General features: G+C 71.7%; 26 protein-coding genes and 3 pseudogenes. 15 read left to right on the top strand and 14 right to left on the bottom strand.

What is annotated here, in order from left to right; translation table 11 throughout:
• Nucleotides 1-133 precede the first annotated feature (133 nt).
• The 4 genes from ACFVUY_RS37120 to ACFVUY_RS37105 all read right to left on the bottom strand — a co-directional run bounded on the left by ACFVUY_RS37120 (nucleotide 134) and on the right by ACFVUY_RS37105 (nucleotide 1,508).
• Nucleotides 134-337, bottom strand: a complete 204-nt coding sequence (locus tag ACFVUY_RS37120; protein WP_387736558.1) for a hypothetical protein — start codon at nucleotides 335-337, stop codon at nucleotides 134-136.
• Nucleotides 301-684 carry a hypothetical protein gene (locus ACFVUY_RS37115; RefSeq protein WP_387736557.1) on the bottom strand — a complete coding sequence of 128 codons (384 nt, stop codon included), beginning with the start codon at nucleotides 682-684 and terminating at the stop codon, nucleotides 301-303. The genes ACFVUY_RS37120 and ACFVUY_RS37115 overlap by 37 nt, the downstream gene beginning before the upstream one ends.
• A complete protein-coding gene (locus ACFVUY_RS37110) occupies nucleotides 681-854 on the bottom strand; it encodes an FxLD family lanthipeptide (RefSeq protein ID WP_387736556.1) in 174 nt (57 codons plus the stop codon). The genes ACFVUY_RS37115 and ACFVUY_RS37110 overlap by 4 nt, the downstream gene beginning before the upstream one ends.
• A gap of 63 nt (nucleotides 855-917) precedes the next feature.
• Complete coding sequence (locus ACFVUY_RS37105; RefSeq protein ID WP_387736555.1) at nucleotides 918-1,508, bottom strand: TauD/TfdA family dioxygenase; 591 nt, start codon at nucleotides 1,506-1,508, stop codon at nucleotides 918-920.
• Nucleotides 1,509-1,513: 5 nt separating this feature from the next.
• Between ACFVUY_RS37105 and ACFVUY_RS37100 the strand changes: the two genes are divergently transcribed.
• Entirely contained in the window at nucleotides 1,514-1,993 is a 480-nt protein-coding gene (locus tag ACFVUY_RS37100; protein ID WP_387736554.1) for a hypothetical protein, read from the top strand.
• 444 nt (nucleotides 1,994-2,437) lie between these two features.
• Here the strand turns inward: ACFVUY_RS37100 and ACFVUY_RS37095 are convergent, their stop codons facing one another.
• Nucleotides 2,438-3,046 carry a hypothetical protein gene (locus ACFVUY_RS37095; protein ID WP_387736553.1) on the bottom strand — a complete coding sequence of 203 codons (609 nt, stop codon included), beginning with the start codon at nucleotides 3,044-3,046 and terminating at the stop codon, nucleotides 2,438-2,440.
• 246 nt (nucleotides 3,047-3,292) lie between these two features.
• Here ACFVUY_RS37095 and ACFVUY_RS37090 point away from each other — a divergent pair, with 246 nt between their 5' ends.
• From ACFVUY_RS37090 to ACFVUY_RS37080, 3 genes are all read left to right on the top strand, one after another.
• Nucleotides 3,293-3,730, top strand: coding sequence for an SMI1/KNR4 family protein (locus tag ACFVUY_RS37090; RefSeq protein WP_387736552.1), 438 nt, complete (start codon nucleotides 3,293-3,295; stop codon nucleotides 3,728-3,730).
• Between the two features lie 120 nt (nucleotides 3,731-3,850).
• Nucleotides 3,851-4,831: an endonuclease/exonuclease/phosphatase family protein gene (locus ACFVUY_RS37085; protein WP_387736551.1), complete on the top strand. Its 981-nt coding sequence runs from the start codon at nucleotides 3,851-3,853 to the stop codon at nucleotides 4,829-4,831.
• Between the two features lie 528 nt (nucleotides 4,832-5,359).
• Nucleotides 5,360-5,593, top strand: coding sequence for a hypothetical protein (locus tag ACFVUY_RS37080; protein ID WP_387736550.1), 234 nt, complete (start codon nucleotides 5,360-5,362; stop codon nucleotides 5,591-5,593).
• Nucleotides 5,594-5,803: 210 nt separating this feature from the next.
• On the opposite strand, the pseudogene ACFVUY_RS37075 reads toward ACFVUY_RS37080, so the two are convergent.
• Nucleotides 5,804-5,971, bottom strand: a pseudogene (locus ACFVUY_RS37075) (pirin family protein); the annotation flags it as partial.
• Between the two features lie 95 nt (nucleotides 5,972-6,066).
• On the opposite strand from ACFVUY_RS37075, the gene ACFVUY_RS37070 reads away from it, so the two are divergent.
• Both ACFVUY_RS37070 and ACFVUY_RS37065 read left to right on the top strand, forming a co-directional pair.
• Nucleotides 6,067-7,404, top strand: coding sequence for a tyrosine-type recombinase/integrase (locus ACFVUY_RS37070; protein ID WP_387736549.1), 1,338 nt, complete (start codon nucleotides 6,067-6,069; stop codon nucleotides 7,402-7,404).
• Nucleotides 7,405-7,740: 336 nt separating this feature from the next.
• Nucleotides 7,741-8,460 (top strand): hypothetical protein, encoded by a 720-nt coding sequence (locus ACFVUY_RS37065; protein ID WP_387736548.1) that lies wholly within the window; start codon nucleotides 7,741-7,743, stop codon nucleotides 8,458-8,460.
• Nucleotides 8,461-8,628: 168 nt separating this feature from the next.
• Here the strand turns inward: ACFVUY_RS37065 and ACFVUY_RS37060 are convergent.
• Nucleotides 8,629-8,778: pseudogene (locus tag ACFVUY_RS37060) on the bottom strand (transposase); the annotation flags it as partial.
• Between the two features lie 5 nt (nucleotides 8,779-8,783).
• On the opposite strand from ACFVUY_RS37060, the gene ACFVUY_RS37055 reads away from it, so the two are divergent.
• The 5 genes and pseudogenes from ACFVUY_RS37055 to ACFVUY_RS37035 all read left to right on the top strand — a co-directional run bounded on the left by ACFVUY_RS37055 (nucleotide 8,784) and on the right by ACFVUY_RS37035 (nucleotide 12,890).
• The gene (locus tag ACFVUY_RS37055) at nucleotides 8,784-9,452 is read left to right on the top strand and encodes a DUF4118 domain-containing protein (protein WP_387736547.1); all 669 of its coding nucleotides are present in this window, start codon (nucleotides 8,784-8,786) and stop codon (nucleotides 9,450-9,452) included.
• A gap of 239 nt (nucleotides 9,453-9,691) precedes the next feature.
• Nucleotides 9,692-10,906 (top strand): FAD-dependent monooxygenase, encoded by a 1,215-nt coding sequence (locus ACFVUY_RS37050; RefSeq protein WP_387736546.1) that lies wholly within the window; start codon nucleotides 9,692-9,694, stop codon nucleotides 10,904-10,906.
• Nucleotides 10,903-11,238: pseudogene (locus tag ACFVUY_RS37045) on the top strand (RidA family protein); the annotation flags it as partial. The gene ACFVUY_RS37050 and the pseudogene ACFVUY_RS37045, both read left to right, overlap by 4 nt.
• A 133-nt stretch (nucleotides 11,239-11,371) precedes the next feature.
• Nucleotides 11,372-12,193: an SDR family NAD(P)-dependent oxidoreductase gene (locus ACFVUY_RS37040; protein ID WP_387736545.1), complete on the top strand. Its 822-nt coding sequence runs from the start codon at nucleotides 11,372-11,374 to the stop codon at nucleotides 12,191-12,193.
• Nucleotides 12,194-12,296: 103 nt separating this feature from the next.
• The gene (locus ACFVUY_RS37035) at nucleotides 12,297-12,890 is read left to right on the top strand and encodes a TetR/AcrR family transcriptional regulator (RefSeq protein WP_387736544.1); all 594 of its coding nucleotides are present in this window, start codon (nucleotides 12,297-12,299) and stop codon (nucleotides 12,888-12,890) included.
• Nucleotides 12,891-13,029: 139 nt separating this feature from the next.
• Here ACFVUY_RS37035 and ACFVUY_RS37030 read toward each other — a convergent pair whose 3' ends face one another.
• The 5 genes from ACFVUY_RS37030 to ACFVUY_RS37010 form a co-directional block, all read right to left on the bottom strand.
• Nucleotides 13,030-14,220 carry a cytochrome P450 gene (locus ACFVUY_RS37030; RefSeq protein WP_387736543.1) on the bottom strand — a complete coding sequence of 397 codons (1,191 nt, stop codon included), beginning with the start codon at nucleotides 14,218-14,220 and terminating at the stop codon, nucleotides 13,030-13,032.
• A 63-nt stretch (nucleotides 14,221-14,283) separates the two neighbouring features.
• Nucleotides 14,284-15,246 (bottom strand): DUF2332 family protein, encoded by a 963-nt coding sequence (locus ACFVUY_RS37025; protein ID WP_387736542.1) that lies wholly within the window; start codon nucleotides 15,244-15,246, stop codon nucleotides 14,284-14,286.
• Nucleotides 15,234-16,247: a polyprenyl synthase gene (locus ACFVUY_RS37020; RefSeq protein ID WP_387736541.1), complete on the bottom strand. Its 1,014-nt coding sequence runs from the start codon at nucleotides 16,245-16,247 to the stop codon at nucleotides 15,234-15,236. Before ACFVUY_RS37020 ends, ACFVUY_RS37025 begins: the two co-directional genes overlap by 13 nt.
• Before the next feature lie 108 nt (nucleotides 16,248-16,355).
• The gene (locus ACFVUY_RS37015) at nucleotides 16,356-16,511 is read right to left on the bottom strand and encodes a hypothetical protein (protein ID WP_387736540.1); all 156 of its coding nucleotides are present in this window, start codon (nucleotides 16,509-16,511) and stop codon (nucleotides 16,356-16,358) included.
• A gap of 342 nt (nucleotides 16,512-16,853) precedes the next feature.
• On the bottom strand, nucleotides 16,854-17,771 hold the full coding sequence (locus tag ACFVUY_RS37010; protein WP_387736539.1) for a serine hydrolase domain-containing protein: 918 nt from the start codon (nucleotides 17,769-17,771) through the stop codon (nucleotides 16,854-16,856).
• 66 nt (nucleotides 17,772-17,837) lie between these two features.
• On the opposite strand from ACFVUY_RS37010, the gene ACFVUY_RS37005 reads away from it, so the two are divergent.
• Nucleotides 17,838-18,089, top strand: a complete 252-nt coding sequence (locus ACFVUY_RS37005; RefSeq protein ID WP_387736538.1) for a winged helix-turn-helix domain-containing protein — start codon at nucleotides 17,838-17,840, stop codon at nucleotides 18,087-18,089.
• A gap of 154 nt (nucleotides 18,090-18,243) precedes the next feature.
• The gene (locus ACFVUY_RS37000; RefSeq protein ID WP_387736537.1) at nucleotides 18,244-18,435 is read left to right on the top strand and encodes a hypothetical protein; all 192 of its coding nucleotides are present in this window, start codon (nucleotides 18,244-18,246) and stop codon (nucleotides 18,433-18,435) included.
• A 189-nt stretch (nucleotides 18,436-18,624) separates the two neighbouring features.
• On the opposite strand, the gene ACFVUY_RS36995 is transcribed toward ACFVUY_RS37000, so the two are convergent.
• A complete protein-coding gene (locus ACFVUY_RS36995; RefSeq protein WP_387736536.1) occupies nucleotides 18,625-19,092 on the bottom strand; it encodes an ester cyclase in 468 nt (155 codons plus the stop codon).
• A gap of 116 nt (nucleotides 19,093-19,208) precedes the next feature.
• A complete protein-coding gene (locus ACFVUY_RS36990; RefSeq protein WP_387736535.1) occupies nucleotides 19,209-19,844 on the bottom strand; it encodes a TetR/AcrR family transcriptional regulator in 636 nt (211 codons plus the stop codon).
• Between the two features lie 211 nt (nucleotides 19,845-20,055).
• Between ACFVUY_RS36990 and ACFVUY_RS36985 the strand changes: the two genes are divergently transcribed.
• Both ACFVUY_RS36985 and ACFVUY_RS36980 read left to right on the top strand, forming a co-directional pair.
• Entirely contained in the window at nucleotides 20,056-20,448 is a 393-nt protein-coding gene (locus ACFVUY_RS36985; protein ID WP_387736604.1) for a hypothetical protein, read from the top strand.
• Between the two features lie 234 nt (nucleotides 20,449-20,682).
• Nucleotides 20,683-23,451, top strand: a complete 2,769-nt coding sequence (locus ACFVUY_RS36980) for an ATP-binding protein (RefSeq protein WP_387736534.1) — start codon at nucleotides 20,683-20,685, stop codon at nucleotides 23,449-23,451.
• Nucleotides 23,452-23,518: the final 67 nt, after the last annotated feature.

The raw sequence follows: 23,518 nt of genomic DNA, 5'->3' as shown, positions 1-23,518 counted from the left end.
ATCGCCGCCACTTTGCGCGCGTCGACAGGCCTGCGGGCAGGAGGCCGTGTGGGCCGGTTCGATGAGCCAGCCTACAGCTCGGCGTCGTCAGGGTATGCGAAGACGGCCAGGATTGATCCCGGCAGGGCACCGCTCACCATAGGCCGAGCTTCTCGACGACGTTGGCGGGCTTCGGCAACGCGGGACTCGCGAGGCCGGCGAGGGTGACGGGAACGTCGACGTCGCGGCGTACCGTGATCATTTCTTCCCAGCGGAGCACGTCGGCCCACGCGGCGGTGATCGCGGCGCCTTTGGCTCCGGTCAGCCGTCCTGAGCCGGGAAGGTCGAGCAGTGGCATGCCGTCGTGCAGCAGGGGGGCGGCGACCTTCGGGCCGATGCCGTGGACGCCGGGATGTTGTCGGCTTTGTCGCCGGTCAGGGCGCGGAAGGCCGGCCACTGGGCGGGGGTCACACCGAATCGGGCGATGACCTCGTCGGCGGTGATGATCCGCTGGGAGGACTTTCGGGAGCGGTTGAGGACGCGCACGTGGTCGTCGAGGAGCTGGTAGAAATCCATGTCCCGCGACATGATCAGGACCGGCCGGGAGGTCGCGGCCCGGGCGGCGAGAGTGGCGATGACGTCGTCGGCTTCGGCGTTCTCGACTTCGACCCACCGGACCCCGCTCGCATCCAGGCGGTCCTTCACCGGTGCACGCCGGTGGTGCAGGCGCCGCAGGTGGAGCCGCAGCCGTCGTCGGTGAGGACCTGCAGGCTGGCCGCGTCGGCGGTCTCGACGGTGCGCACGTGGAGGGCGAACTCGTCGCCGCTGACGACGGCCGTGGTGGCCTTGGTCTCGGCCGGGATCATCTGAGCCATGGTGGCTCCTCCTTGAGGGTTTCCCTTGCGGGACCTGGAGCCGGGGCGCGGGTGCGCCCCGTGTCACCAGGAGTCGGTGGGGCGGCAATGCCGCGGGTCGAGGGACGGCTGCCCTCCGAGGGTGAGCGAGCCCGCGGAAACTCCTGCGGGGTCCTCGTGAGGGGCGAGGAGGCTGGTAGGGCAGCGGGAGTGGGGGAAGCCGGGCCCGAGACCGGGCGCAGGGTGTGGATCGCCCAGCGCCCGCAGTATCAGCCACTCACCCGAGAAGGCGGTGCGCCCGTGCAGCAGAGGGTGGTTGTCCAGCACGACGCCCTGTCCAGGGGCCAGCCGAAGCCGCTGGGTGTTGCAGTCGATTGCCTGGCGCAGTGCGGGCAGGTGCGCCTGGGCATCGGGCGAGAACCGGGCCAGGTCGTCCTGGCGCAGCCGCAACTGCCACCGCTCGGCGGGCAACTGCTGGAACACCGGGGCGAAGCGGCCACTCGACCCGCCGAAGTAGGCGGCCCGTTCTGCGGAGAATGCCTCGATGGCGGCAGGGTGCTGCACGGCCAGCTCGGCGAGGACGGCCCGGTGGCCCCAGATCCGTGCGGAGTCGAGCCGAGCTTGTGGCAGGCGAGGCTCAGGTCGGTACGCCGTAGGCGGTGGAACATCGGCCACATGTCGTGGACCAGGACCGTGGCGGCCTGGTGCTCGCCGAGGGTGCGGGCGGCGGCGAGGGCGAGCAGGACCGCAGGGGAGACGGCCTCCAGCCACTCCAGGGCGGTGCGGTCGTCGGTGATGTGCACTGGCTCGGCAGGATGGTGGCGGTGCTGGCGCGGAAGGACGCGGTGGTGCGGGGTGAGTCGCTGGACGGTGTCCTGGGCGGTGGCGATCAGGTGATCGAGGTAGCGCTGCACCACGAGCCGCCGGGTGTCTGCCTGGTCACGGATCAGGTCCCGGATGTGGGGGCGGATGCTGTAGATGTCGCCGCGTACGGGATGGTGGACGGTGTGTTCCAGCAGGTGCCGGGCCACGAGTTCGCGCAGCAGTTGCAGAGTTCGGCCGGCGGGCGTCGAGGTGGCGGCGGCCACGGTGAGGTGGTCGAGATTGGGCGAGGGAATCAGTGCGGCGTCCCGGAGCAGGCGCGCTTCGGGTTCGGGTAGCGATGCGAGGGCGACGGTGGCGGTAGCGGGGACACTGTCCAAGTCGCTTGCGGCGAGCGCGGTGTGTGAGGCGAGTGAGCGTGCGGGGTTGAGGACGACCGTGCCGGCGGCCAGGGCCAGGGCCAGGGCCAGGGGGATGCCCTGGCAGGTTCGAGCGAGGGCCTCGGCGGCGGCCTGCTCGGCGCGCACCCGGTCCTCGCCGAGGATTCGGCTGAGCAACCGGAGAGCGTGGGCGGGCGCGAGCGGGCCCGGATGGTGGCGGTGATCCGCCGCCGGGAAGCGGACCAGAACAGCGGGCCTGGTGCTCGGGGCTCGACCTGGCCGGCAGGAGCTGCTCCCCGCACCGACGGGCGGGCCCTGAAGCACCCTCGAAGGTCGAGCGGGGACGTGCCGGAGGCACCGCACGGTGTGCGGTGCCTCCGGTGGAGCGGACGTGGCGCGGGGTCAGGCGCTGAGGAGGTAGTAGCCGCCGTGGCCGGTGCAGCCGGCCCCCCAGTAGGCGCCCGAACGGAAGCCCGGCGGGATCGGCGAGTTGGGACAGGTGACCAGGCCGGCCTTCGCGATCTGGTGGTACCAGGCACCGACGTTGTTGCAGCCGTAGACCACGTAGCCGGTCACGACGTAGCCCGGGACGATCGGGGAGCCGCCGCAGGTCCAGATCCCGTCCTTGACGAGGTTGTGCCGCCAGGCGCCCATCCCGTTGCAGCCGTACTTGATGTAGTCGGTGAGGACGTACCCCGAGATGATCGGGGAGCCGCCGCAGCTGTAGAGGCCGTCCGCCTCCGGCTGCTGGAACCAGGAGCCCCAGCCGCTGCAGCCGTCCTTGTTGTAGGCGGTGATGACCCATCCGTCCGGGATGGCGGCTCCGGAGCAGGCCCACTGGCCGGCGGTGGCACTGGTGACGCCGGCCGGCTGGGCGGCCGCGGTCGACGTGCCGGCGGCGGTGCCCGCGAGGACGAACGAGGCGATGAGCGCGAGCGCGCCCAGGGTGGCGCCTGTGCCGCGGCGGACGACCGCGCGGGCGAGGCGCTTCCAGAGGGGACGAGGATGCATGGTCGGTTCACTCCAGTCCTGGCGGCGGGCATGATGGATGCCCGCTGGTCGGGGGGGATGGCCGAGCGGTGAATCGGGCCTCACCTTAGTGGGGAGGCAGTGTGGGTGTCCGGTGTTTGGACAGTGAAGCCCAACGGCGGCAGTGCCGCGGTCGCCGGCCCCCGGGCGGACGTCCTCGCGCCGGACGGTTCCGCCGGGGCCGACCGCCTCGTGGGGGCGAGGTCGCCCTTGGCTAGGCTCGGGGCCATGTGGAGACAGTCGGTGCGGGAAGTCTTTCCCGGTGCGGGGCTTCGGGAGCCGGTCGGGACGTCCGAGATCGTCGAGGCCGAGAGGCGGCTGGGGCGAGCCCTGCCGGCGGACCTCGGGCTGCTGCTGTCGGAGAGCGACGGGGTGCTCGGCCACAATCACGTGGACACCGTCTGGACCCTCGATCGGATCGTCGAGCAGAACCTCCGCTTCTGGTCCGACGAGACCTTCGCCCAGCTCTACATGTCCTTCGACGCCCTCCTGTTCTTCGGCGACAACGGGGGCGGCGACCAGTTCGCCTTCGTGCGGAAGCCGCAGCGCCCGGACGTGTTCGTCTGGGAGCACGAGAGCGACAGTCGCCGGTGGGTGGCCAACGACCTGCGCGACTACCTCGGCCGTTCGCTGCGCGTCGGCGGGGACGACTGGTACCGGCTGTAACCGGAAGGGTCCGCCGGCAGGCCCCGTGGGCGCGGAACCGGGCCCCGGGGGTGGGCGTCCGTCCTTCACGACGGTGGCCGATGATCAAGGCTGTCGGCCGTCCCCGTGGGGAGGGGCACCGTGACGGACCGTAGGTCGAAGAGCGCGTCGCCCGCCGGCAGGGGCCGTTGGCGTCGCGCCGCGCTGGTCGGGTGCGGGGTGCTGCTGCTGGGCCCGGCCGTGCTCGCGGCGGTGCGGCTGTTCGGGTGGGACGACGGCACGGTGTGGGCCCTGCCGATGGCCGGGCTGCCGTACGCGGCGCTGCTCAGTGTGCTGCTGCTGGTGGCGGTGGCGGTGCTGCGCGGGCGGTGGCTGACCGGGGTCGCGGTGGCGCTGGTGGTGCTGCAACTGTGGTGGCTGATAACCCGGTTCGTCCCGGGCGGGGCCGAGGCGCCGGCCGACGCGCCCCGGCTGCGGGTGGCGACCAGTAACAACTTCATGGGGCAGGTCTCGCCGAAGTCCCTGGTCGACCTGGTGCGCGACCAGCGGATCGACGTGCTCGCGGTCGAGGAGCAGAGCGACTCCGCCGCCGACGCGCTGGACGCGGCCGGCATCCGCGCCCTGCTGCCGCACCGCGAGCGGCCGGCCGGCACCGACACCGCGCTCTACACCCGGCTGCCCGTCGGCTCCGCCGCCGACCCGGCCTGGCCGACCACCAACCTGACCGTCGACGTCGGCGGCCGTCCGGTGCAGCTGGTCGCCGTGCACACCTACTACCCGCTCGGCGACGCCCGCCGCTGGGCCGAGGGACTGCACGACCTGCGCGCCGCCGCGCCCGGGCGCACCCGCAATGCGGTCCTGCTGGGGGACTTCAACGCCACCCTCGACCACAAGCCGATGCGCGACCTGATCGGCACCGGCCTGACCGACACCCACGAGGAACTCGGCGCGGGCCTCTTCCCGACCTGGCCGCAGGACCACCCCGACTACCGCGTCCCGGCCGCGATCCAGATCGACCACGTCCTGCACGGCCCGGCACTGACCGCCGTCGACGTCTCCGAGCACTCCCTGCCGCGCAGCGACCACCGCGCCGTGGTGGCCGAACTCGCCGTCCTGCGCTGAACGCTGAGCGCGGGAAGGGCGGAGCGGCGGGGACGGCGTGTGCCCCGCCCCGCCCACGGCACCCGCGTGGTCGACACCGGTCGGCGGGGCGGATCTCCTTCGCCCCGTGGCCTGTTGGCGGAGACCGTCGTGTGTCCTGGACGGCAGCGAAGGGCGGCTCCCCGGCGGCGCGCCCGGTACCGGCAGGACGGGCGGGACCGGCGCGACGGGCAGCGCGGACACGGTGCTGATCGTGGTGCGCGGGCCGAGCGGCGCCGGCAAGTCCAGTACCGCCGCGCGGCTTCGCGCCGTGTACAGCCGCGGCATCGCCGTCGTCGGCCAGGACGTTCTGCGGCGTGAGGTGCTGAGGAGCGGGACGTCGCCGGCGCTCCGGACAGCGGGACCGATGCACGCGGGCGCTTGACGACGTTCGGATCGGACATTCGGAACTCCCGGAGAGCAAGGGGACTCAGGCGAAGAACGGGGGTGTGCGGCGCCGGCCGAGGGACGCTGCCGATCGGCGCTGCGGAGGGTGCTCAGGCCGAGAGGGTGAAGTCGTCGTGGCCGTGGGCGGCCTTGGTGCACGCCCGCTCGGTGATGGCCTTGGTGGCGCGGGAGGAAGCCGGGCCGATCTCCTTGGCCGAGCGTCTCGTCGAGGACGCACAGGGCGGGCGGGTCGAGCCGGCCGCCGTTGCGTTCGGCGACGATGACGGCGGCGCGCATCACCGCATCGGCCGCCGGTTCTCGCGGCGACGCCCGACGATGACTTCCCCGGCTCCGTGAGCGCCCCGATCGATTCTGACGGACCGTCAGCAAACTCGGCATTGAGTCAGCATGGGTCCTGTCAGACGCTGTCGCGGATGGTCGAACGGGGTCACGCGTCGAGTGCGGAAGCGAGTGCCGACAGGGATGCTTCGGGGTGAGCTTGGGGAGGCTCCGGCTCGGGGGTGCGGTGGACCCGGTCGCCGCACCCCCGATTGCGTAACCCGCGGGTCAGCGGGTGCGTCCGCGCGGCTTGAGCGGGGTGCCGGGGAGTTCCGGGGCGGGGAGGCGGTCGCCGGGGTAGCCCTCGACGGCGCCGAAGCGGTCGGTGGCGGCCTGCCACTCGTCGCGGGCCTGGACGATGTCCTCGTGGGTGCGGCCGATGAAGTTCCACCACATACCACGTGATTTGCGTTTCTTCCCAGGTCAGGGGTGTGGCGGACCATCTGCGGTCAGCAAAACGTCAGCATCGGACGGGATGGAGACCGCAGACGATGGCCCCGAGGACCCTGGCCCGCGGCATGGGCACCTTCTTCAAGGCCTGCGAGCACCCGCAGGCGCGGTGGTCGAAGTGTCCGCACACCTACGTGATCCGGTTCCGCAACGCCTCCGGGCGGCAGACCGAGGAGTCCGGCTTCGCCACCCAGGACAAGGCGATCGACCGGCTCACCGAGATCGACCAGGCGAAGCGCGAGAACCCCTGGAGCCAGAGCAAGGCGGAGCGCAACCGCAAGTACGGTGCGATGAACTTCGGCGCCTACGTCGAGGAGTGGAAGGTCGGCCAGTGCACGCTCGCCCTGGCATCGCTGAGGCACCTCGACTCCTTGCTGGGGCACTACCTCTACCCGGCCTTCCAGAGCCGCCGGATGGCCACCTTCGACCACAAGGTCGTCGATGCCTTCATCCGGACCATGGAGCGCAACGGTGTCGGCCCGGCCACCCAGTCCAACGCCTTCGACAAGCTCAAGTCGATCCTGCTCGACGCCCACCGCCTCGGTCTCTACCCGGAGAACCCGCGTGACGGAGTCACCCCGCCCCAGTACGACCCGAAGCGTGCCGTCATCCCGTCGCTCCTCCAACTCGGCGGGATACGCGAAGCCGGCGACGAAACCTTCAACCTCGTCGCCGAGCTGATGAGCGACTGTGGGCGGCGCAACGGAGAGGCCCTCGCTGCCAACCTCAACAATATCGTCGCCGACGACGTCTACCGCGTCACCGAGCAGGTCAACCAGACGACCAAGGACTACGGGCCGCTCAAGCACCGCAAGGAGGGCGACTACCGGGACGTCCCGCTTCCGGCCCGGACCCGGCTCAGCCTGCTGTCGTACGCGGACACCTACGGCACCATCGACGACTACCTGCTCCGTCACCCGCTCGACATCGCGAAGCCCTACCCGTCCTACTACCTGCAGAACCAGTGGGACCGGATCAAGCGGGCGGGCGACGTCGACATCCCCGACGGCATGACGCTCTACGGCCTGCGCCACTTCTTCGCCTCGAACTGCCTCAGCCACAACATCCCCATCACGGACGTTGCCGAGTGGATGGGGCACAAGCGCATCGACGTGACGTTCAAGATCCACCGCCACCTGATGCCCGGCTCCATCGGCCACGCTGCCAGGTACTCGACCTCGGACTCGCGGCCTGAAGCATCGTGGGGCCCTGTTCGTCGCCGAACAGGGCCCCACATGTGTCGCTGTCCGACGTCAGCCGCCGGACATCCGCTGCTGCTTCACCCAGGCGTGGACTCGGTGACCTTGAACTGCAGCCCCGCATTGCGCCCGCTCCCGAAGCGGTACGGGACGAGACCGGCCTTGGACGCCTCGCGGTAGACCCACTGGACGGACATGTTCAGGTGCTCTGCGGTCTGCTGGACGGTCATGAACTGTGTGGACACGGACTCTCCTCAGGACTGGGTGGATTGCCACAGGTGTCCAAAGTTGCTTCCGTAGTGGCGGTTTGGGAGTGCTGTGGTCTCGTGGTACGTTGCCATCGCCATGCAGGCCCGGGCTCCAGTGCCGGGTCTGACAGCGCCGCTCGGTCGACCATGCGCGAGGATTCGTAGTCCGAGCGACACGTTGCTGTGCGGATTCTCCCTATCCCTGGTGGCGCTGACGCACGAGTGTGCGCGGTGGCACCGCTCATGAGAGGTCCGGCAGGACAGAACGATGGTCAACTCCTTCATTGCGCACACCAGCCCGGGGCGTAGCCGGGTCTTCGCCCTCCGCAAGGACCCGCACGACCGCCTGGAGGCGATCACCACGCTGGGAGGGGACGACGTTCGGCTGACCGAGGACCTTGTCGGGGCGCTCAACACGTACTTGGCGGACCGAGACGACGTCGCGCTGCAGGCTGTGCTGGACAGCCTCCCCAAGGCTGTCCAGATGGCCACGAGGCGGTACCTCAAGGACGAGTGCCCGCCGGCGATGGGAGCCTTCACCAGCTTTGGGCCGATCGAGATCGTCCGCGAGGCTGTCTACTTCAGCCGGATCGATGACGAGCTCGAAGACTATCTCGAAGGCGCCTACGCGATCGGCCTTGGAATCCGTATGTCGAACGAGCGCGGCAGCGACGGTGACGTTGACTGGGTCGTCCAGCTCCGCAATGAGGAGGTCTCGGTGCCGGCCAGCGCCGAGCCACGTTCGTGGGAACTCCCGGCCGGGGTCGGTCTCCTGAACGCCTGGACGAGCAAGGAGCCGCATCCCGGGCTGGGGCTCGTTCGTGCTGTCCTCGGCGTGGCAGCCGGTGCGAGCGCCGAGGGGCGCTGGGTGAGGGTGCACACGCTGCTGCACAGCCACCGAGATGTCGATTATGAGGGCAGCGGGACCTCGGAGTTCGTCGTGGACGTCTTCAACGCGCCGATTCCGCAGCAGGACCCCGAAGACTAGACCGCCACGACACCGTGTCGTCCGCTGGAGATACTGGGACTCGCCGGCGGGCGGCGCGGCGGAGAGGCGCCAGCGTCGGCGGGTGGCGCGGCTACAGAAGGTCTCCGCTCTGCCACCCGGGCGGTACCTTGGGCAGGCCGATCAGGACGTCGAGGCTTAGACCGTGTCCTATGTGGTGAGTTGGGCCAGTCGCTTGTAGCAGTAGATGGTGACGGCGAGGCCGAGAAAGGCCAGGTAGTTGCGGGGATCACGCTCGTAGCGGTGGTTGAGCCGGCGGTAGCCGGTCAGCCATGACATCGTCCGTTCGATGACCCACTTGTGCGGTGCTTCTGCCAGCGTGCGGGCACCTGGCCAACACCAACGTCGCCCTGCTGCTGGTCGTCGCGGTGGTGGCGATGGCCGCCGTGGGGCACCGGCTGGTCGGTGCCGTCGCCGCGCTGAGTGCCGCCGCGTGGTTCGACTTCTTCTTCACCGCCCCCTACGAACGGTTCGGCATCAGCGATTCGTCCCACACCACGACGGCGGTGCTGCTGCTCGCGGTCGGCCTCGCGGTGTCCCAACTCGCCGCCAGAGCACGCCGGTTCGAGGTCATTGCCGTCACTGACGCCGGCCACCTCACGCGGATCCACGACGCGGCCGTCCTGGCCAGCTCGAAGCCCGCCCCGACCGTGGTGGACCACGTCCGCGACGAGCTGGTGGACCTACTGGGCCTGCGGGCCTGCCGGTTAGAGTGCGGCTCCCTGATCGGCCACCCGCCGCGCGTGGAACACGACGGGTCCGTCGTCGCCGGCCGCAAGATCTGGCCGACCGAGGAACTGGGCCTGCCCGCCGAAGAGGTGGAGCTACGCGTGTTCGGCGGCAACGGACGCACATCGGCCGCTACATGCTCGACCCCGTCCCCGGCAGCCGCCCCGACCGCCAGACCCTCCTGGTCGCGGTCACCCTGGCCGACCAGGCCGGCGCGGCACTGGAGAACTCCACGGGGCACGTGACGGCTGCGTGACCTCAGGTCGGAAGCCGGGAATGCCTGAACTCCATCAGGTGATCAGGGGCTGACGGCCCACCGGCCGACCCGCGTCGGCTCGGGCCGGAGGGTGATCCTGGTCGCGCTCCCGGAAAGGGTCGTCTGTGGGGTCTCCGCGCTGCGGTCGGTTCGCGCGGTTGATTTTTGGTCATTGACCAACTTCAATGGATGCAGAAGTTGGTCAATGACCAAAACTGGAGGTGGACGATGCCCGGAATCAAGGCACTGGTCTCCGGCGCCGGCATCGCAGGCCCGGCACTCGCCTACTGGCTGGCGAGGTACGGGGCGCAGGTCACGGTCGTCGAGTCCGCGCCGGCGCGCCGCACCGGCGGGCAGCTGATCGACATCCGCGGGTGCGGACGCGACGTGATCGCCCGGGCGGGACTGGCCGAGGCTGTCCGCGCCGCGCGGACGGGCTCGGACGGGCTGTCGTTCGTGGACGCACACGGGCGGCGGCAGGCATCGGTACGGTCGGACGGCTTCGGCGGGGACGGACCGGTGACCGACACGGAGATCCTGCGGGGCGCGTTGGTGGAGATCCTCCACGAGGCGACCGGCGGCTCGGTCGAGTACGTCTTCGGTGACCGCATCGCCGCGCTCGACGACCGGCGCGACGGCGTGCACGTCGACTTCGAGAAGTCCGCACCGCGCCGCTTCGACGTCGTGGTCGGGGCCGACGGCCTGCGATCGGGCGTGCGCGCCCTCGCGTTCGGCGCGGAGGGCGCGCGGCTGCGCCACCTCGGCCACTACCTGTCGTTCTGGACCGCGGGGAACACGTTGGGGCTGCGCGATTGGACCGAGGTGTACTCCGAACCTGGCCGCACCATCGGCGCCCGCACCGTGAACGACAACACGCAGCTGATGGCGCTCCTCTCCTTCCGTTCCGCCCCGTTCCGTTACGACCCGCGCGACACCACCGCGCTGAAGACCGTCGTACGCTCGCGCGCCGCCGGGATGCGCTGGCACGCCGACGAGCTGATCGCCCAGCTCGACAGCACCCCGGACTTCTACTTCGACGCGTGCAGCCAGGTCACCCTGCCGCACTGGTCCTCGGGCCGCACCGCCCTGGTGGGCGACGCCGCGTTCTGCGCCTCGCCCATGTCCGGGCACGGCACGACCATCGCGCTCGTCGGGGCCTACGTGCTCGCCGGTGAGCTGGCCCGGGCGCAGGGGGACGTGACGGCCGGGCTGCGGGCGTACGAGGAGCGGCTGCGGCCGTGGATCACCCGCGTCCAGCGGTTCGGGCAGGACAACGGCAAAGCGATGACGCCGCGGACCCCGGCCGGCATCGCGTTCCGGCGCGGCGTGATGGCCCTCCAGGAGCGGCTGCCGCTCGGCGGTCTGCTGCTGCGCGACCAGATCAGCCTGTCGAACGGCTTCGCGCTGCCCGACTACAGTCCCTACGAGAGGACACGGCCATGATCGAGCATGTCGACCCGCCCACGCTGGCCCCTCCGATCGGCGGCCTCTACCACCATCTCGCGATCGCCCGCTCGGGAACCGTCGTCGCGATCGCGGGACACGCCCTGGACGCCGAGGGCCGGCTCGTCGGCGAAGGCGACCACCAGGCCCAGGCCGAGCAGGCGTTCCGCAACCTCGCCACCGCACTGGCCGCGGTCGGCTGCGGCCCGCTCGACCTGCTGAAGAACACCATCCACGTCGTGGGGCACCGCCCCGAACTGGTCGAGCGGGTCTTCGCGGCCGGCCGGCGGGCCTTCGGCGGCCACTGGCCCCGCACCGCGAGCACGCTCATCGGGGTCCAGACCCTCGGCCGGCCCGAATGGCTCATCGAGGTCGACGGCCTGGCCGTCATCTCCGCAGGCCCTCCGCGCTCACCCGGCACGGCCGGCCGGCGCCGGCCGTCAGCGAGGAACACAGGAGCACAACATGACCACGAGGACGAAGACCTGGTTCATCACCGGCGCCTCCAAGGGATTCGGCAGGCAGTGGACCGAAGCCGCCCTGGAGCGGGGCGACCTCGTCACTGCGACGAGCCGTACCCCCGGCGCGTTCGACGACCTGGCCGAGGCCCACGGCGACAGCCTGCTGCCGCTCCGGCTGGACGTCACCGACCGCGCGGCCGTCCACGCCGCCGTGCGCCGGGCGGCCGACCGCTTCGGCCGCCTCGACGTCGTCGTCAACAATGCCGGCTACGGCCTGTTCGGCATGGTCGAGGAGATCAGCGAAGAGCAGGCCCGGGCGCAGATCGAGGTGAACCTGCTCGCCCCGCTGTGGGTCACCCAGGCCGCGCTGCCCCACCTGCGCGCCCAGGGCGGCGGACACATCATCCAGGTCTCCTCGATCGCCGGCATCTTCTCCCTGCCGGGCCTGGGCGTCTACCACGCCTCGAAGTACGGCCTGGAGGGATTCACCGCCAGCCTCGCCGAGGAGGTCAGGGGCCTCGGCATCAAGGTCACCCTCGTCGAACCCGCCGGATACTCCACCAACTGGGCCGGGCCCTCCGCCGTCCACGCCGAACCACTGCCCGCCTACGACGCTTTCCGCGCCGCCATGCAGCGCCCGGCCGGAGTGCGCGGCGAACCGGCCGCCACCCGCGCGGCGATCCTCACCGTCGTCGACGCCGACGAGCCGCCCCTGCGGATCTTCTTCGGCAAGGGGCCCCTCGACGTGATCCGGGCCGAGTACGCCTCCCGCATCGAGGAGTGGGAGCGATGGGACGCGGTGTCCCAGGCCGCGTTCGGCGCCTGAAAAGGTCGCTGAACAGGGCGCTGAACAGGCCGCTGAACAGGCCGCTTGTATCATGAGCCGGTCAATCGCCGGTGGGTGACGGAGAACGGAACGGAACACGAGGATGCGCTGGACGCTGGACGACGTGATCGAAGCTGCGTTCACCACGCTCGAAGCCGACGGCCTCGACAAGCTGACGCTGCGCGGGGTCGCCCGCACTCTCGGTTCCCACCTCAACTCGGTGAGCTCGTACGTGAAGACGAAGCAGACACTCATCGAGACGATGGCCGACCACATCGTCGGCTCCGTCGACGTCACCCACCTGCCGGACGAGCCCGTCGAACGGGCCCGCACCGTCGCCACCCGCTACCGGGACGCCCTGCTCGCCCACCGCGACGGCGGCCGCCTGGTCGCCGGCACCTTCACCGGCACCGGCAAGACCCTGCGCGTCGCCGACAGCCTCGCCGGCGCCCTGCTGGACGCCGGACACCCCGAACCGGATGCCGCCCGCCTGTGCTGGTCGATCGTCTACTTCACCCTCGGTCTCACCCAGGAACAGCAGACCCCCTCCGACTACCCCCGCGGCTCGTTCCACGATCTCGTGGCCAGCGGCAGCTACCCCGCCCTCGCCCGGATCGGCGAAGACCTGATGGTCACGGATTCCTTCGACAACCGCTTCCACTACGGACTGTCACGGCTGCTGCCCCCGAGAGCCTGAACCCGCGAACAGGAGGCGCGACGACACCTTGCCCTCGGGTGAGGAAGGCGACGACCATCCGGGACCGGTCGGCGTTGCGGACGCGGACGAACGGTACGGACGGGGTGGTGGCGGCCTGTCGGTTCCGGAAGGGCACGGTTCAGTTCCGGAAGGACACGGTGAGGTTGGCGTAGCCGCGGAAGGTGAGGCGGTCGCGGCGGACTGCCGTGCCGGTGCGCCGCATGGCGGGCAGGCGCTCCAGCAGCAGCGGGAGTGCCAGTCGCGCCTCCGTACGGGCCAGCGTCGAGCCGAGGCAGTAATGTGCGCCGGCGCCGAAGGAGAGCGACGGCGGGGAGTCCCGGAACGGGTCGAACCGGTCGGGGGCGGCGAAGTGCGCCGGATCGTGGTTCCCCGCCCCGAGGAGCAGAAGGATGTGGCTGCCCTTCTCGATGCTGCCGATGCCGTCGATCTCGATCGGCTCGGGTGCCCACCGGCTGGTGAGTTGCAGGGGCGCGTCGAGGCGCGACACCTCTTCGATGTACCGGTCGGCGAGGTCCGGTTCCGTCCGCAGCCGCGCGGCGTGGCCGGGGTGGTCCAGCAGGACGCCCAGGCTGTTGCCGAGGAGGTTGGCGGAGGTCTCGAAGCCAGCCAGCAGCAGGAACACCAGGTTCACGACGAGTTCGCGGGTGGACAGTTCGCTGGTGTCGCGGTCGTGTGCCAGCGCCAGCGCGGTGATCAGGTCCTCGCCGGGTTCAGTGCGCCGCAGCCGGGTCAGCTCGCTGACGTACGCTTCCAGTTCGAGGGCCGCGCGGTCGGCCGCGGTGGCGGGGCCGCCGGGCCGGAACGGCTCCAGGACGGCGGTCGTCTCCTGGGCGCGCTCGCGCAACCACTGGTGTTCGCCGGCCGGGACGCCGAGCAGCGTGCCGATGACCCGGATCGTCAGCGGGTAGGCGAACTCGGCCATGAGGTCCACGGCCTCGCCGTTGCGGCCGATCCGGACCAGGTGGTCGGCGAGGCCCACTGCTTGCGCCGAGACGACCTCCTTCAGCCGGTCCGTCCGACGGGGTGAGAAGGCGTCTGCGGCGAGCCGCCGGACGCGGGTATGGTCGGGCCCGTTGGCCTTCATCATGGAATCCGCGATCAGGCGTGCGGCGGCGCCGTCCGGCCAGCCCCGGACCTCCAGGCGCGGGTCCCGCAGCAGTGCGTTGACGGCGTCGTACCCGGTCGCCGCGTAGAAGTCCGGTCGCAGGCGCACCACCGGCCCGTGGGACCGGAGGGCGGCGTACGCGGGATAGGGGTCCTGGCGGCCGGCGGGTGACGCCAGGTACTGAAGTGCTTCGCCGAGCAGCATGCCGGGATTCCTCACGTGGAGAGCGGTCGACCGGGTGGACGGTGTGGTGTGGACGCCCAGGGTTCAGGAGTACTGGATCAGCTGGAGCCGTGGCGGCATCGTCCAGTCGTGGGGTTCGAAGGCGATGCGGGTGAGCGGCACGGTGGCGGCGGAATCGGTCATAATCCCTTCCAGGGCGTCCTGTTGGCCTGGTTCGAGGAAACCCCAGAACAGGCTGTGCCAGACCACCGTGCGCACGGACGGATCGGCGGGCGTCGCCAGCTCGCGCCGCAGCCAACCGACCGCATCCGCCTGTTCCACCCGGACCGGGGTGCGAGCGGCGAGGTCGAGCGCGTCGTCGAGGGCGGCGCGCAGGAAGGTGTGCTCGAAGGGCAGGTAGCTCCGTACGGTCTGCGCGTCGGCCTGATCGGCGGGGTCGCGGGGACGCAGGTCGCAGCCGGCGCGCGCCACGATCCGGATGCTTCCGGGATCCGGACCGTGGGCGGGAAGCCGGACCGGTGAGGCGGGGTCGCCCCACTCCCAGCCGGGCCCGAACCACCGGTAGCGGTCGATCAGCAGGTTGAGTCCGGCGCAGGCGCCGAGTTCGAGCAGTCGGATCCGCGGGGCCCGCAGCAGTGCGAGTCCGTGCAGCAGCGTCGCGGCCCGGACGGGCTCGTGCTGCTGCACCGGGTTGTCCAGAGCGGTGGTGATCTCGGCGGGGTGATCGGCGATCGCCGTGACGAAGAGGTCCCAGGACCGGTCGGTGCCGCGCGGTTCGAGTCCGTCCGCCGCACTCGACTCGGCCAGGTGTGCGGTCAGCCCGGGAAGCCGCCCGGCGGTCAGCAGCCCCTGGACCCCGGCCAGGGCCCGGACGGTGAACAGGGGCGTGCCGGCCTGGGGGTGCTGTCCGATCAGGCGGGTCACCGGCCCGCCGTGCTCGACGTCGTCGGCGAGCCTGGCGAGCAGCCCCGACGCGAAGGGAGCGGCCCCGGCGGACCGTACGGCCATCGACCGCAGTATCTCCGGCCGGTCGATCAACTCGCGCACGGGGAGACTCCGTTCGGCACTGCTCGGGCCGAGGTGTGGACCAGACCGTGCAGCAGCTCCCGGTACGGGCCGTGCGGAGCGAGCCGGTCGATCACCGCGCAGCAGTGCCGCCGCAGCGACTCGACCCGGCGCCCGTAGCCGTCGAGGACGGACGGATCCCGCAGCGCGGCCCGCAGCTCCCCGCGGGCGCCCGGATCGGTGCCGGCCCGGGCACGCAGGTCCAGCAGGTGATCCCGGTGCGCGGGTGCGGAGACTTCGAGGGCGTGGGCCAGCAGGAGGGTGCGGGTGCCGTTGGCCAGATCCTCGAACTCCTGTGCAGGGCTGGGGACTCCGTCATTGCCGAGCTGTCGCAGGACACCGAAGAGTTCGCCGAAGGTCCGCCAGGACCGCAGTGCCCCGGGCCGGTCGGTGGCGAGCCTGGCCGCCATCACCGCGTCGCGGCCGTAGGCGGCACCGCTCTTGCCCCGGTAGCAGACCATCACGGACCGCCACGTCACGGCACCGTCCATCGGCTCGGCGATGTCGGCCAACTGGCCCTCCAGTGCGTCCAGCGCGGTGCGGACCAGCTCCTGCTCCCAAGCGAGGCGGATGTCCGGGGCTGTCGACTGCCGGTCGACCACCCAGTGGGGCAGTGTGCTCCCGCAGGCCACGGCTGCCAGGATGGTGCGCGCCAGTTCGGACCTGCCCGAAGATGCGGCCGGGCGCTGGTCGCCGTCGGCGAGGTCGTCGAGGGCTTCGGCCCCCGCCCACCACAGCCGCGAGACCGCACACACCGCGGCGGCCGGCCGGGGCTCGCCGGTGATCGCCCCGAGGACGGCCATGCCGAGGAGACGGAAGGGACTTCGTCCGCCGCCGTCCGCCGCCAGCAGGCCGGTGACCGCGTCCGCCAGGCCAGGGTGGTCGCGGCGCAGATACTCCAGCACCACGGCGATCTCCGCGCTCACGGCCGCGAACCAGTCGGGGGGAACCGTCAGCGGTTCGGCAGTCTCGGTGGGATTCATCGATGTGTCCTCGCGGTCGGGCCCGCCGGCGCTCCGGCGGCGATTTGCGGTGCGGGGGAGGGCCCGCACCCGCCCGGGGTACCGGGCGAGCGCGGGCCGGGGAACCGATCAGCAGAAGTTGAAGTTCCAATCGCCCGTCGCCGCGATCCGCTGGTCCGCGCAGGACGACGGCGCGCTCGGGGCGGTGGGCTGCTCACCCTCCAGCAGGCGCTCCGCCGCCTCGATCACGTCGAAGGTGTTCTCCTCAAGCATGTTCTGCGACACCGCAGTTCTCCTCTCAGGAAAGTGGACCGCCGGCCATCCGCCGACTGCGGGTGCGCCAGGGACCGGGACTGGCTGAGACGCTACGGAGGCGGGAGTCCGGACGGTTGTACGTCAGTGCACGGGAGATGTCCCAGGAGGGAAGGAGAACTGACGGTCAGTCGATTCTCTGTCGTGCCGATGAACCCCGCCCCGGCTCCTTCGGCATGCCGGCCTGGCAGCGGGTTCTGGCCGACCGGTGACTGGACGGCAAACAGTTGCTGACCGGGATCACCAGGGGCGAGAGGACGGCGGGATCGTCTTCGCCGGTGACCTCGGCTGCGGCGGCGAGCCAGTGGCGGCTGCTCAGGCGGGACTCGGCTTGCCGAGCATGGCGCAGATCGCCGCCTGCACCAGCGCCTGCTCGGCGGCGGCGGCCCCGGGGGTCGTGGCCAGTCCGAAGACGGTGGGAACCAGAACGGTCACGGTGCCGTGCCCGGTGGCGTCGGTGTAGGCCTCGCTGGAGTAGCCGGCGGCCTGGCCGTCGTGGCCCCACACCGCGCCGCAGGGGAAGACGACCCTGCGCAGTCCCAGGCCGTAGCCGTTCCCGGCCGGCCGACTCGGGTCCTCGGGGACGGTGGTCTTCATCTCGTCGAGCTGGGCGGCGGGCAGCAGCCTGCCGGACAGCAGGGCCTGCTGGAAGCGGGCCCAGTCGGCGGAGGTGGACACGATTCCGCCCGCTGCCCACAGGGTGCTGTGATTGATCGCGGTGGTGTCGACCCATGTACCGCGCGCCGGGCCCGCGAACGAGGTCCCGGTGGGGACTCCGGGAGGCAGGTACGGGGCGAGGTGCTCGGCGTCGGGTTCGTAGCCGTGGGCCTGGCGGCGGCTGGTCGCGGGGCTGTCGGCGAGGTAGGTACGGGCCAGGCCCAGGGGGCGCGCGATGCGCTGCCGGACGAGGGTGCCCAGGTAGGTGCCGGTGGCCTCCTCCAGGATCAGGCCCAGCGCGATGTAGTTGGTGTTGCTGTAGGAGAACCGGCGCCCCGGCGGGAACAGCGCCGGGTGCCGAACGCCTGCGGCCAGCAGCTCGCGTGGCGTCCACTGCCGGGTGTCCTGGCCGAGGAAGGCGGCGAGGACGGCGGGGTCGTTCGTGTAGTTGAAGAGGCCGCTGGTGTGGTTGAGCAGCATCTGCACGGTGATTGCGCTGCCACCCGGAATCAGGTCTGGCAGCCAGGCGTCCAAGGGGTCGGTCAGCTTCAGCCGGCGCTCGGCGACCAGTGGCACCAGTTGTGGCGCGAGGGCGGGGCCGAGGCGCTGGCGTCACGCGGCCCGGCCGGGTCGCGGTGCCGGTTGTCTCCGCGCTGCTTGGAGAAGCTCGCCGCCTACCTGGGCCGGGGGCCGGCCGCGCACGGCTGGGCAGAGGACCAGGTGTGGACGGCTGCGCGGGTTGCCACGCTGATCGGGCACAAGTTCCACGTGTCGTACAGCGTCTCGGGTGCCACGAGGCTGATGCACCGGCTCGGCTTCAGCCCGCTTGTCCCCGCACGCAGGGTGGCCGAGCGCGGCGAGCAGGCCGTCACCGTGTGGAAGGAGGCGACCTGAGTGGAGGTGAACGAGCTCGGGCGGCCTTCGAAGGCTGCATCTGCTTCGAAGGCGAAGTAGGCTTCACCGCCGTCCGACCGGAGGTCGCACCTGGGGCCGACGAGGCCTTACCCCGGTTGTGACCGTCAGTGGCCGCCTCCCGGGATGCCTGTCCGTGGCCCGCGCGATCCTGTGCCGGCCGCGCGTGCTGCTGCTCGACGAGCCCACCGCCGGGCTCGACCGGCCGGCCGCCGAGGGGCTGCTGTGCGAGCTTCGCCGGGTGCTACCCGACTCGGTCCTGATCCCGTCCTGCGGGACCAGGACCTCGCGCTGCTCCCGTGGGGCCCGGACGTCACCGTCCACCTGATCGGCGTGTCGGCGCATCAGTCGGCCTGCGGCACCGGGGGAATCCCGCGCGCGGAGAGGTTCGTCCCGCGCAGGACGGGGGGCGGGGAGGCGTCTCCGGGGCAGCCCGTGACGCTGCCGAAGTGGTCGGACCCGTTCTGCCGCGCCCCCCGGGGCCCCGACGACGCCCTTCCCGTTCCTTCCGGGGCGGTCAGGGAGCCGTGGCGGGCGACGCCGTGACGGCGGAGGCGAAGTCGGGGTGCACGCCCAGCTGGGCGAGCATGACGCTGAGCCCGACGTAGCAGTTGAATTCCTTGACCTTCCCGTTCTGGACGTACCAGAAGTCGGCGGTGGGGATGCCGAGCCGGGCGCCGGTGGCCCATACGGTGCCGGCGGGCGTCTCGAAGGGGCCGGTGACGGTGCCCTCGATCGTCAGCTCGACGGCGACCACGTCGCCCATGACGTGGACCCGGTGGAGTTCGCGGTGGATGTCGGGCGCCAGGGCGCCCATGAAGGCGACCTGGTCGCCGAGGTGCTCGCCGCGGTAGCTCTCGCCCGCGACGACGTTGTTGAACACGCCGTCCTCGGTGAAGAGATCGATGAAGCCCCGCACGTCGAGGACATCGCCCTCGGCCGCGTGGTAGGCGGCCCGGACTACGGTTTCTGCGTCAGCGGTCATCGCACTTTCCTCTTTCATGAAGGAAATCAAATGCTTGCTTGAAATTATGGGGATGCGCCGACGGCTTAGTCAAGCAGTTGCTTGAATGGTTCTGACTGCAGGGGAGTCCGCTCAGGTCAGCTGGTGCGAGAGAAGCCGTGGAACGCCCCCGCCAGGACGGGTAGCAGCTGCTGCTCGATCCGCTCGGCCGACTCGGTGGCCAGTTCGGCGCCGACGGGTGCCAGGGCGAGCCAGTTGAGCAGGCCGGCGGCGCAGCGCGTGCGGAAGATCAGTTCCCGCTCGTCGACGCCGGGCAGGTTGGCCGCCAGCACCCGGACGGCGTCCCGGCGGGTCCGTTCGAACTTTCCGGTCAGGCGCTCCCAGCCCTGCGGCGGGTCGATCCCGACCCGTGCCACCGTGCGCATCACGGCCAGCTCCTGCCCTCCGGCGGCCAGCGCGCGCACCATGGGGTGGGCGAACGCCGCCGCGAGCTCCCGGAGTGTCGACCCGGGGCCGAGGGGGTCGAGCGCCCGGATCTGCGCGTCCAGGTACCGTTCCAGTGCGTGTTCGATCGCCGCGTCGCAGAGTGCCTTCAGAGATCCGAAGTGGTAGCTCACCGCAGCGACGTTGGCACCCGCGCGGTCGGTGATCTCGCGGAGCGTCACGCCATCCTGGCCGCGCTCCGCGATCAGTTCCAGGGCTGCCGTCACCAGGCCGTCCCGGGTCCGCTGGCCGGCCTCTCGGCGTAGATCCGTCTTCTGTTCCCGCACCACGGTCCGGACTCAAGCAGGCGCCCGCGTTGATTGTCAAGCGACTGCTTGAGTTCTTGGCGCCCGGCCTGGCGGGCGGGTCGTTCCAGGTGCCGTCGCGCCTCCTGCAGTACGGTCTGTTGCGGTCAGGTTCCGCGGAACATCGGCCCGGCAGTCGCGGCGGGCTCGGTCCCCGGGCCTCACGGCGTGCTGACGGTGCTGGGGCCCAGTCGGGCTGGAAGCGCGGCCGGCCGGGCCGGAGGTCCATCTGCTGGGTGCAGATCCAGCCGTTGACCGTGGTCGCCAGCTCGATGCCGTTGGTGCTGTAGGTCGCCGAGACCTCGCCGGTGAGGTACAGGGCGCCGGGGATCCTTCCTTGATCAGCGAGTCGATGACCCGTGATGCGGACTTCCGGATCTGGTGGGCCGACCACCGGGTGCGCGGCCCCCGGCAGCTCACCAAGACCTACGGCCACCCGCTGGCCGGCCCGCTGACCCTCGACGTCCAGCAGTTCACCGTCGACACCCGGCCCGACCAGCAACTGATCGCCTACACCGCACCTCCCGGATCGCCGGCCCACGAGGGGCTGCGGTTCCTCCTCCAGTGGGCACCGGCTCCGCGCGGATGACGTCGGCGCATGGAGCCCGTACGGAAACGTCGTTGGAATCCCGGGCAGGCCGCAGCCCTGGCCGAGCTGCTCCGGCCGGAGGTCGGCCGGAGCACCACCCCGGTGAACACCGCGGGGCGTCCGCCTCGGCCCGGCGGGCGCCAAGCGCCCGGGGAGCCCTCCGAGGCCCCGATCGCCGCCGTCGGCTGACGCGTTTCCCGGCGGCATCACCCGTCCGGGCGTTTGACTTGGGGGATGGACGAGAGGCTGGTCGGTCGCGAGTACGAACTGGGGCGGCTCGGTGACTTCCTGGCGGACATCCCGCGTACCGGCGGGTCGCTGGTACTGGTGGGAGAGCCGGGTGTGGGGAAGACCGCGTTGCTCGCCGAGGTGTGCCGGGCCGGCGGGGCGGCCGGACTGCGGGTGCTGCGGAGCGCGGGTGCGCAATTCCGGGCGCAGGCAGGCTACGGCGCCCTGCGGCAGTTGGTGGCGTCGGCTCCCGAGTGCCGGGCGGCGGCCGCGGACGTACCGGCCCTCGCTGCGGTCCTCGGTCTGGAACGGGAAACGGCGCCCGGGCACGAGGACGTGGCGCGGGCGGTGCTGTGCCTGGTGGCTTCGCTCTCGCTCACCCGGCCCACCCTGATGGTGCTGGACGACGCGCAGTGGCTCGACGGGGCCAGCGCCGTCGTCCTGGAGCGGGTGGCGCGTCGACTGCCCGGAACGGGCACGGGGATGGTCTGCGCGGTCCGCCCGGGGGAGGAGAGCTTCTTCGACCACGTCGGACTCCCCCTGCACGAGCTGCGGCCCCTCGGCGAGGCCGCGTCCGAGGAACTGCTCGTCCGCCGCTTCCCTGCGCTGGCGCCACGGGTGAGGCGCCGCCTGATGGCCGAGGCGGAGGGCAACCCGCTGGCGCTGCTGGAACTGCCGACCGCGCTCACGGACGCCCAGCGGGCTGCCTCTCTTCCTCTGCCGACCCGCCTCCCGCTGACCCAGCGCCTGCAGGCCGCGTTCGCCTCGCGGATCAGGGGCCTGCCGGCCGTCACCCGGCACCTGCTGCTCGTGGCGGCCCTGGACGGCACCGGCAACCTGCTGGTCCTGCGCCGGGCGGTGGCCGGGCGGTGCGACCCGAAGCACCTGGCCCCGGCGGAGCGCGGACAACTCGTCCGCATCGACGAGACGACCGGTCGGCTGGAGTTCCGGCACCCGCTGGTGCGATCGGCGGTCGTCGGGCTGTCGACCGGCGATCAGCGGCGCCATGTTCACCGCGCGCTCGCGGAAGCCTGGGGCGCGGCTGCCGAGCAACGTGTCCGGCACCTGGCACTCGCCGCGGTCGAGCCGGACGAACGGATCGCGGCACTCCTGGAGGAGTCCGCAGAGCTCGGTGCCCGCCGGGGCGACGGGCCGAGCGCTGTGGCGGCCCTGGTGCGGGCCGCCGACCTGAGTCCGACCGGGGCGGACCGGGCCCGACGGCTCGCGAGGGCCGCGTACGTCGGCGCCAACCTCACCGGCGAGCTGCGCGAGGTGCCGGCCCGGCTGGACACCGCCCGGCAGGCTGCCCCGGAGGCGGCTTCGCCGGCCGCCGCGGTGGCCACCGCGATGTACCTGCTCAATAGCCACGGGGACATCGACACCGCCCACCGGCTGCTGCACGGCGCGATCACGCTGCTGCCCGAACCGTACGACCTGACCGACGCCACTCTTCTCGAAGCGCTGTCCACCCTGCTGATGGTCTGCGTCCACGGCGGCAGAAGCGAGCTGTGGGCCGACTTCGACGTGACGCTGTCGAGGTGCGTGGCGGTCCCGGACACCCTGCACCTGCTGCGGACCACCTTCGCCGACCCGGCCCGGGCCCGACCGTCCGACTGGGACCGCCTCGACGCCGCCGTCGCGGCCCTGTCCGGCACGTCCGACCCGGTGCGGATCGTCCGGATCGCCACTGCGGGCGCCTACGCGGACCGACTCGGCGCCATCGAGGAGCCGCTGCGGTACACCGCCCGCGGCGGTCGCACCGGGGAGAACGACTTCACCGCCATCCAGGCCTCCTTCCTGTGGGGCAGCCACGCCTGGTTCACCGGGCAGTGGCCGGAGCTCCGCGAGGTGGTCGGCCACGGACTCGACCTGTGCGAGGAGTTGCAGTACCCGCTGCGCTCCTGGACCGGGAAGTACCTGCTCGCCTGTGTCTCCGCGGTCTGCGCCGACTACACGACGGCCGGGAGGCTCGCAGACCAGATGGACCAGTGGGCCGGGTCCCGCCGCGGCCGTGCCGTCGGCTGCTACGCCGCCCACGCCAGAACTCTGATCGCCCTGTCACAGGGCGACTACGAAGCGGCCTACCGCCATGCGTGCGCGATCTCGCCGGCCGGATCGTTCGCGTCCTTCGCCGGACACGCGCTGTGGGCGGTCCTCGACCTGGTGGAGGCCGCGGCGCGCAGCGGTCGCCACGAGGAGGCCCGGGCGCATGTCGCGGCGGCCCGCGAGGCAGGGCTGGCAGCCGTCTCGCCGAGACTGGGCATGGTGCTGCTCGCCTCGGCCGCCCTGGCCGCCGAGGACGACCGCGAGGCTGTCGCCGGATTCGAGCGGGCGCTGGCCGTGGACGGAGCGGAGCGCTGGCCCTTCGACCTGGCCCGGATCCGTCTTCACCACGGCGAGCACCTGCGCCGCACGAGAGCGGCGGCCCGGGCCCGGCACCACCTGGCGGCCGCGGCCGACACCTTCCGGCGACTGGGTGCGACCCCGTGGGAGGAGCGGGCGGACCGGGAACTACGTGCCACCGGCGGCCACCGGGACAGCGGCCCGGTCGGTTCCGGCGCCCCGTTGACGCCCCAGCAGCGGAAGATCGCACACCTGGCAGCAGTCGGCCTCACCAACAAGGAGATCGGCGAGCGGCTGTTCCTGTCCCCGCGCACCGTGTCCACCCACCTCCACCAGCTCTTCCCGAAGCTCGGAGTGACCTCCCGCGCCGCCCTGCGCGACGCACTCGACCGGCTGGAGCCGCCGGGGCCCGGGCCGGACTACGTCGGATGACGGAAGCGGCCGTACGGGGGGCCACTCCTACCATGTCCTGACGCCCAGTCATTTTCAGGGTACGGGA

This window comes from Kitasatospora sp. NPDC058063 (assembly GCF_042885395.1).
Classification (GTDB): domain Bacteria; phylum Actinomycetota; class Actinomycetes; order Streptomycetales; family Streptomycetaceae; genus Kitasatospora; species Kitasatospora lactacystinica.
The sequence above is the reverse complement of the archived record's forward strand: the minus strand, read 5'-3'. Positions and strand labels throughout refer to the sequence as shown.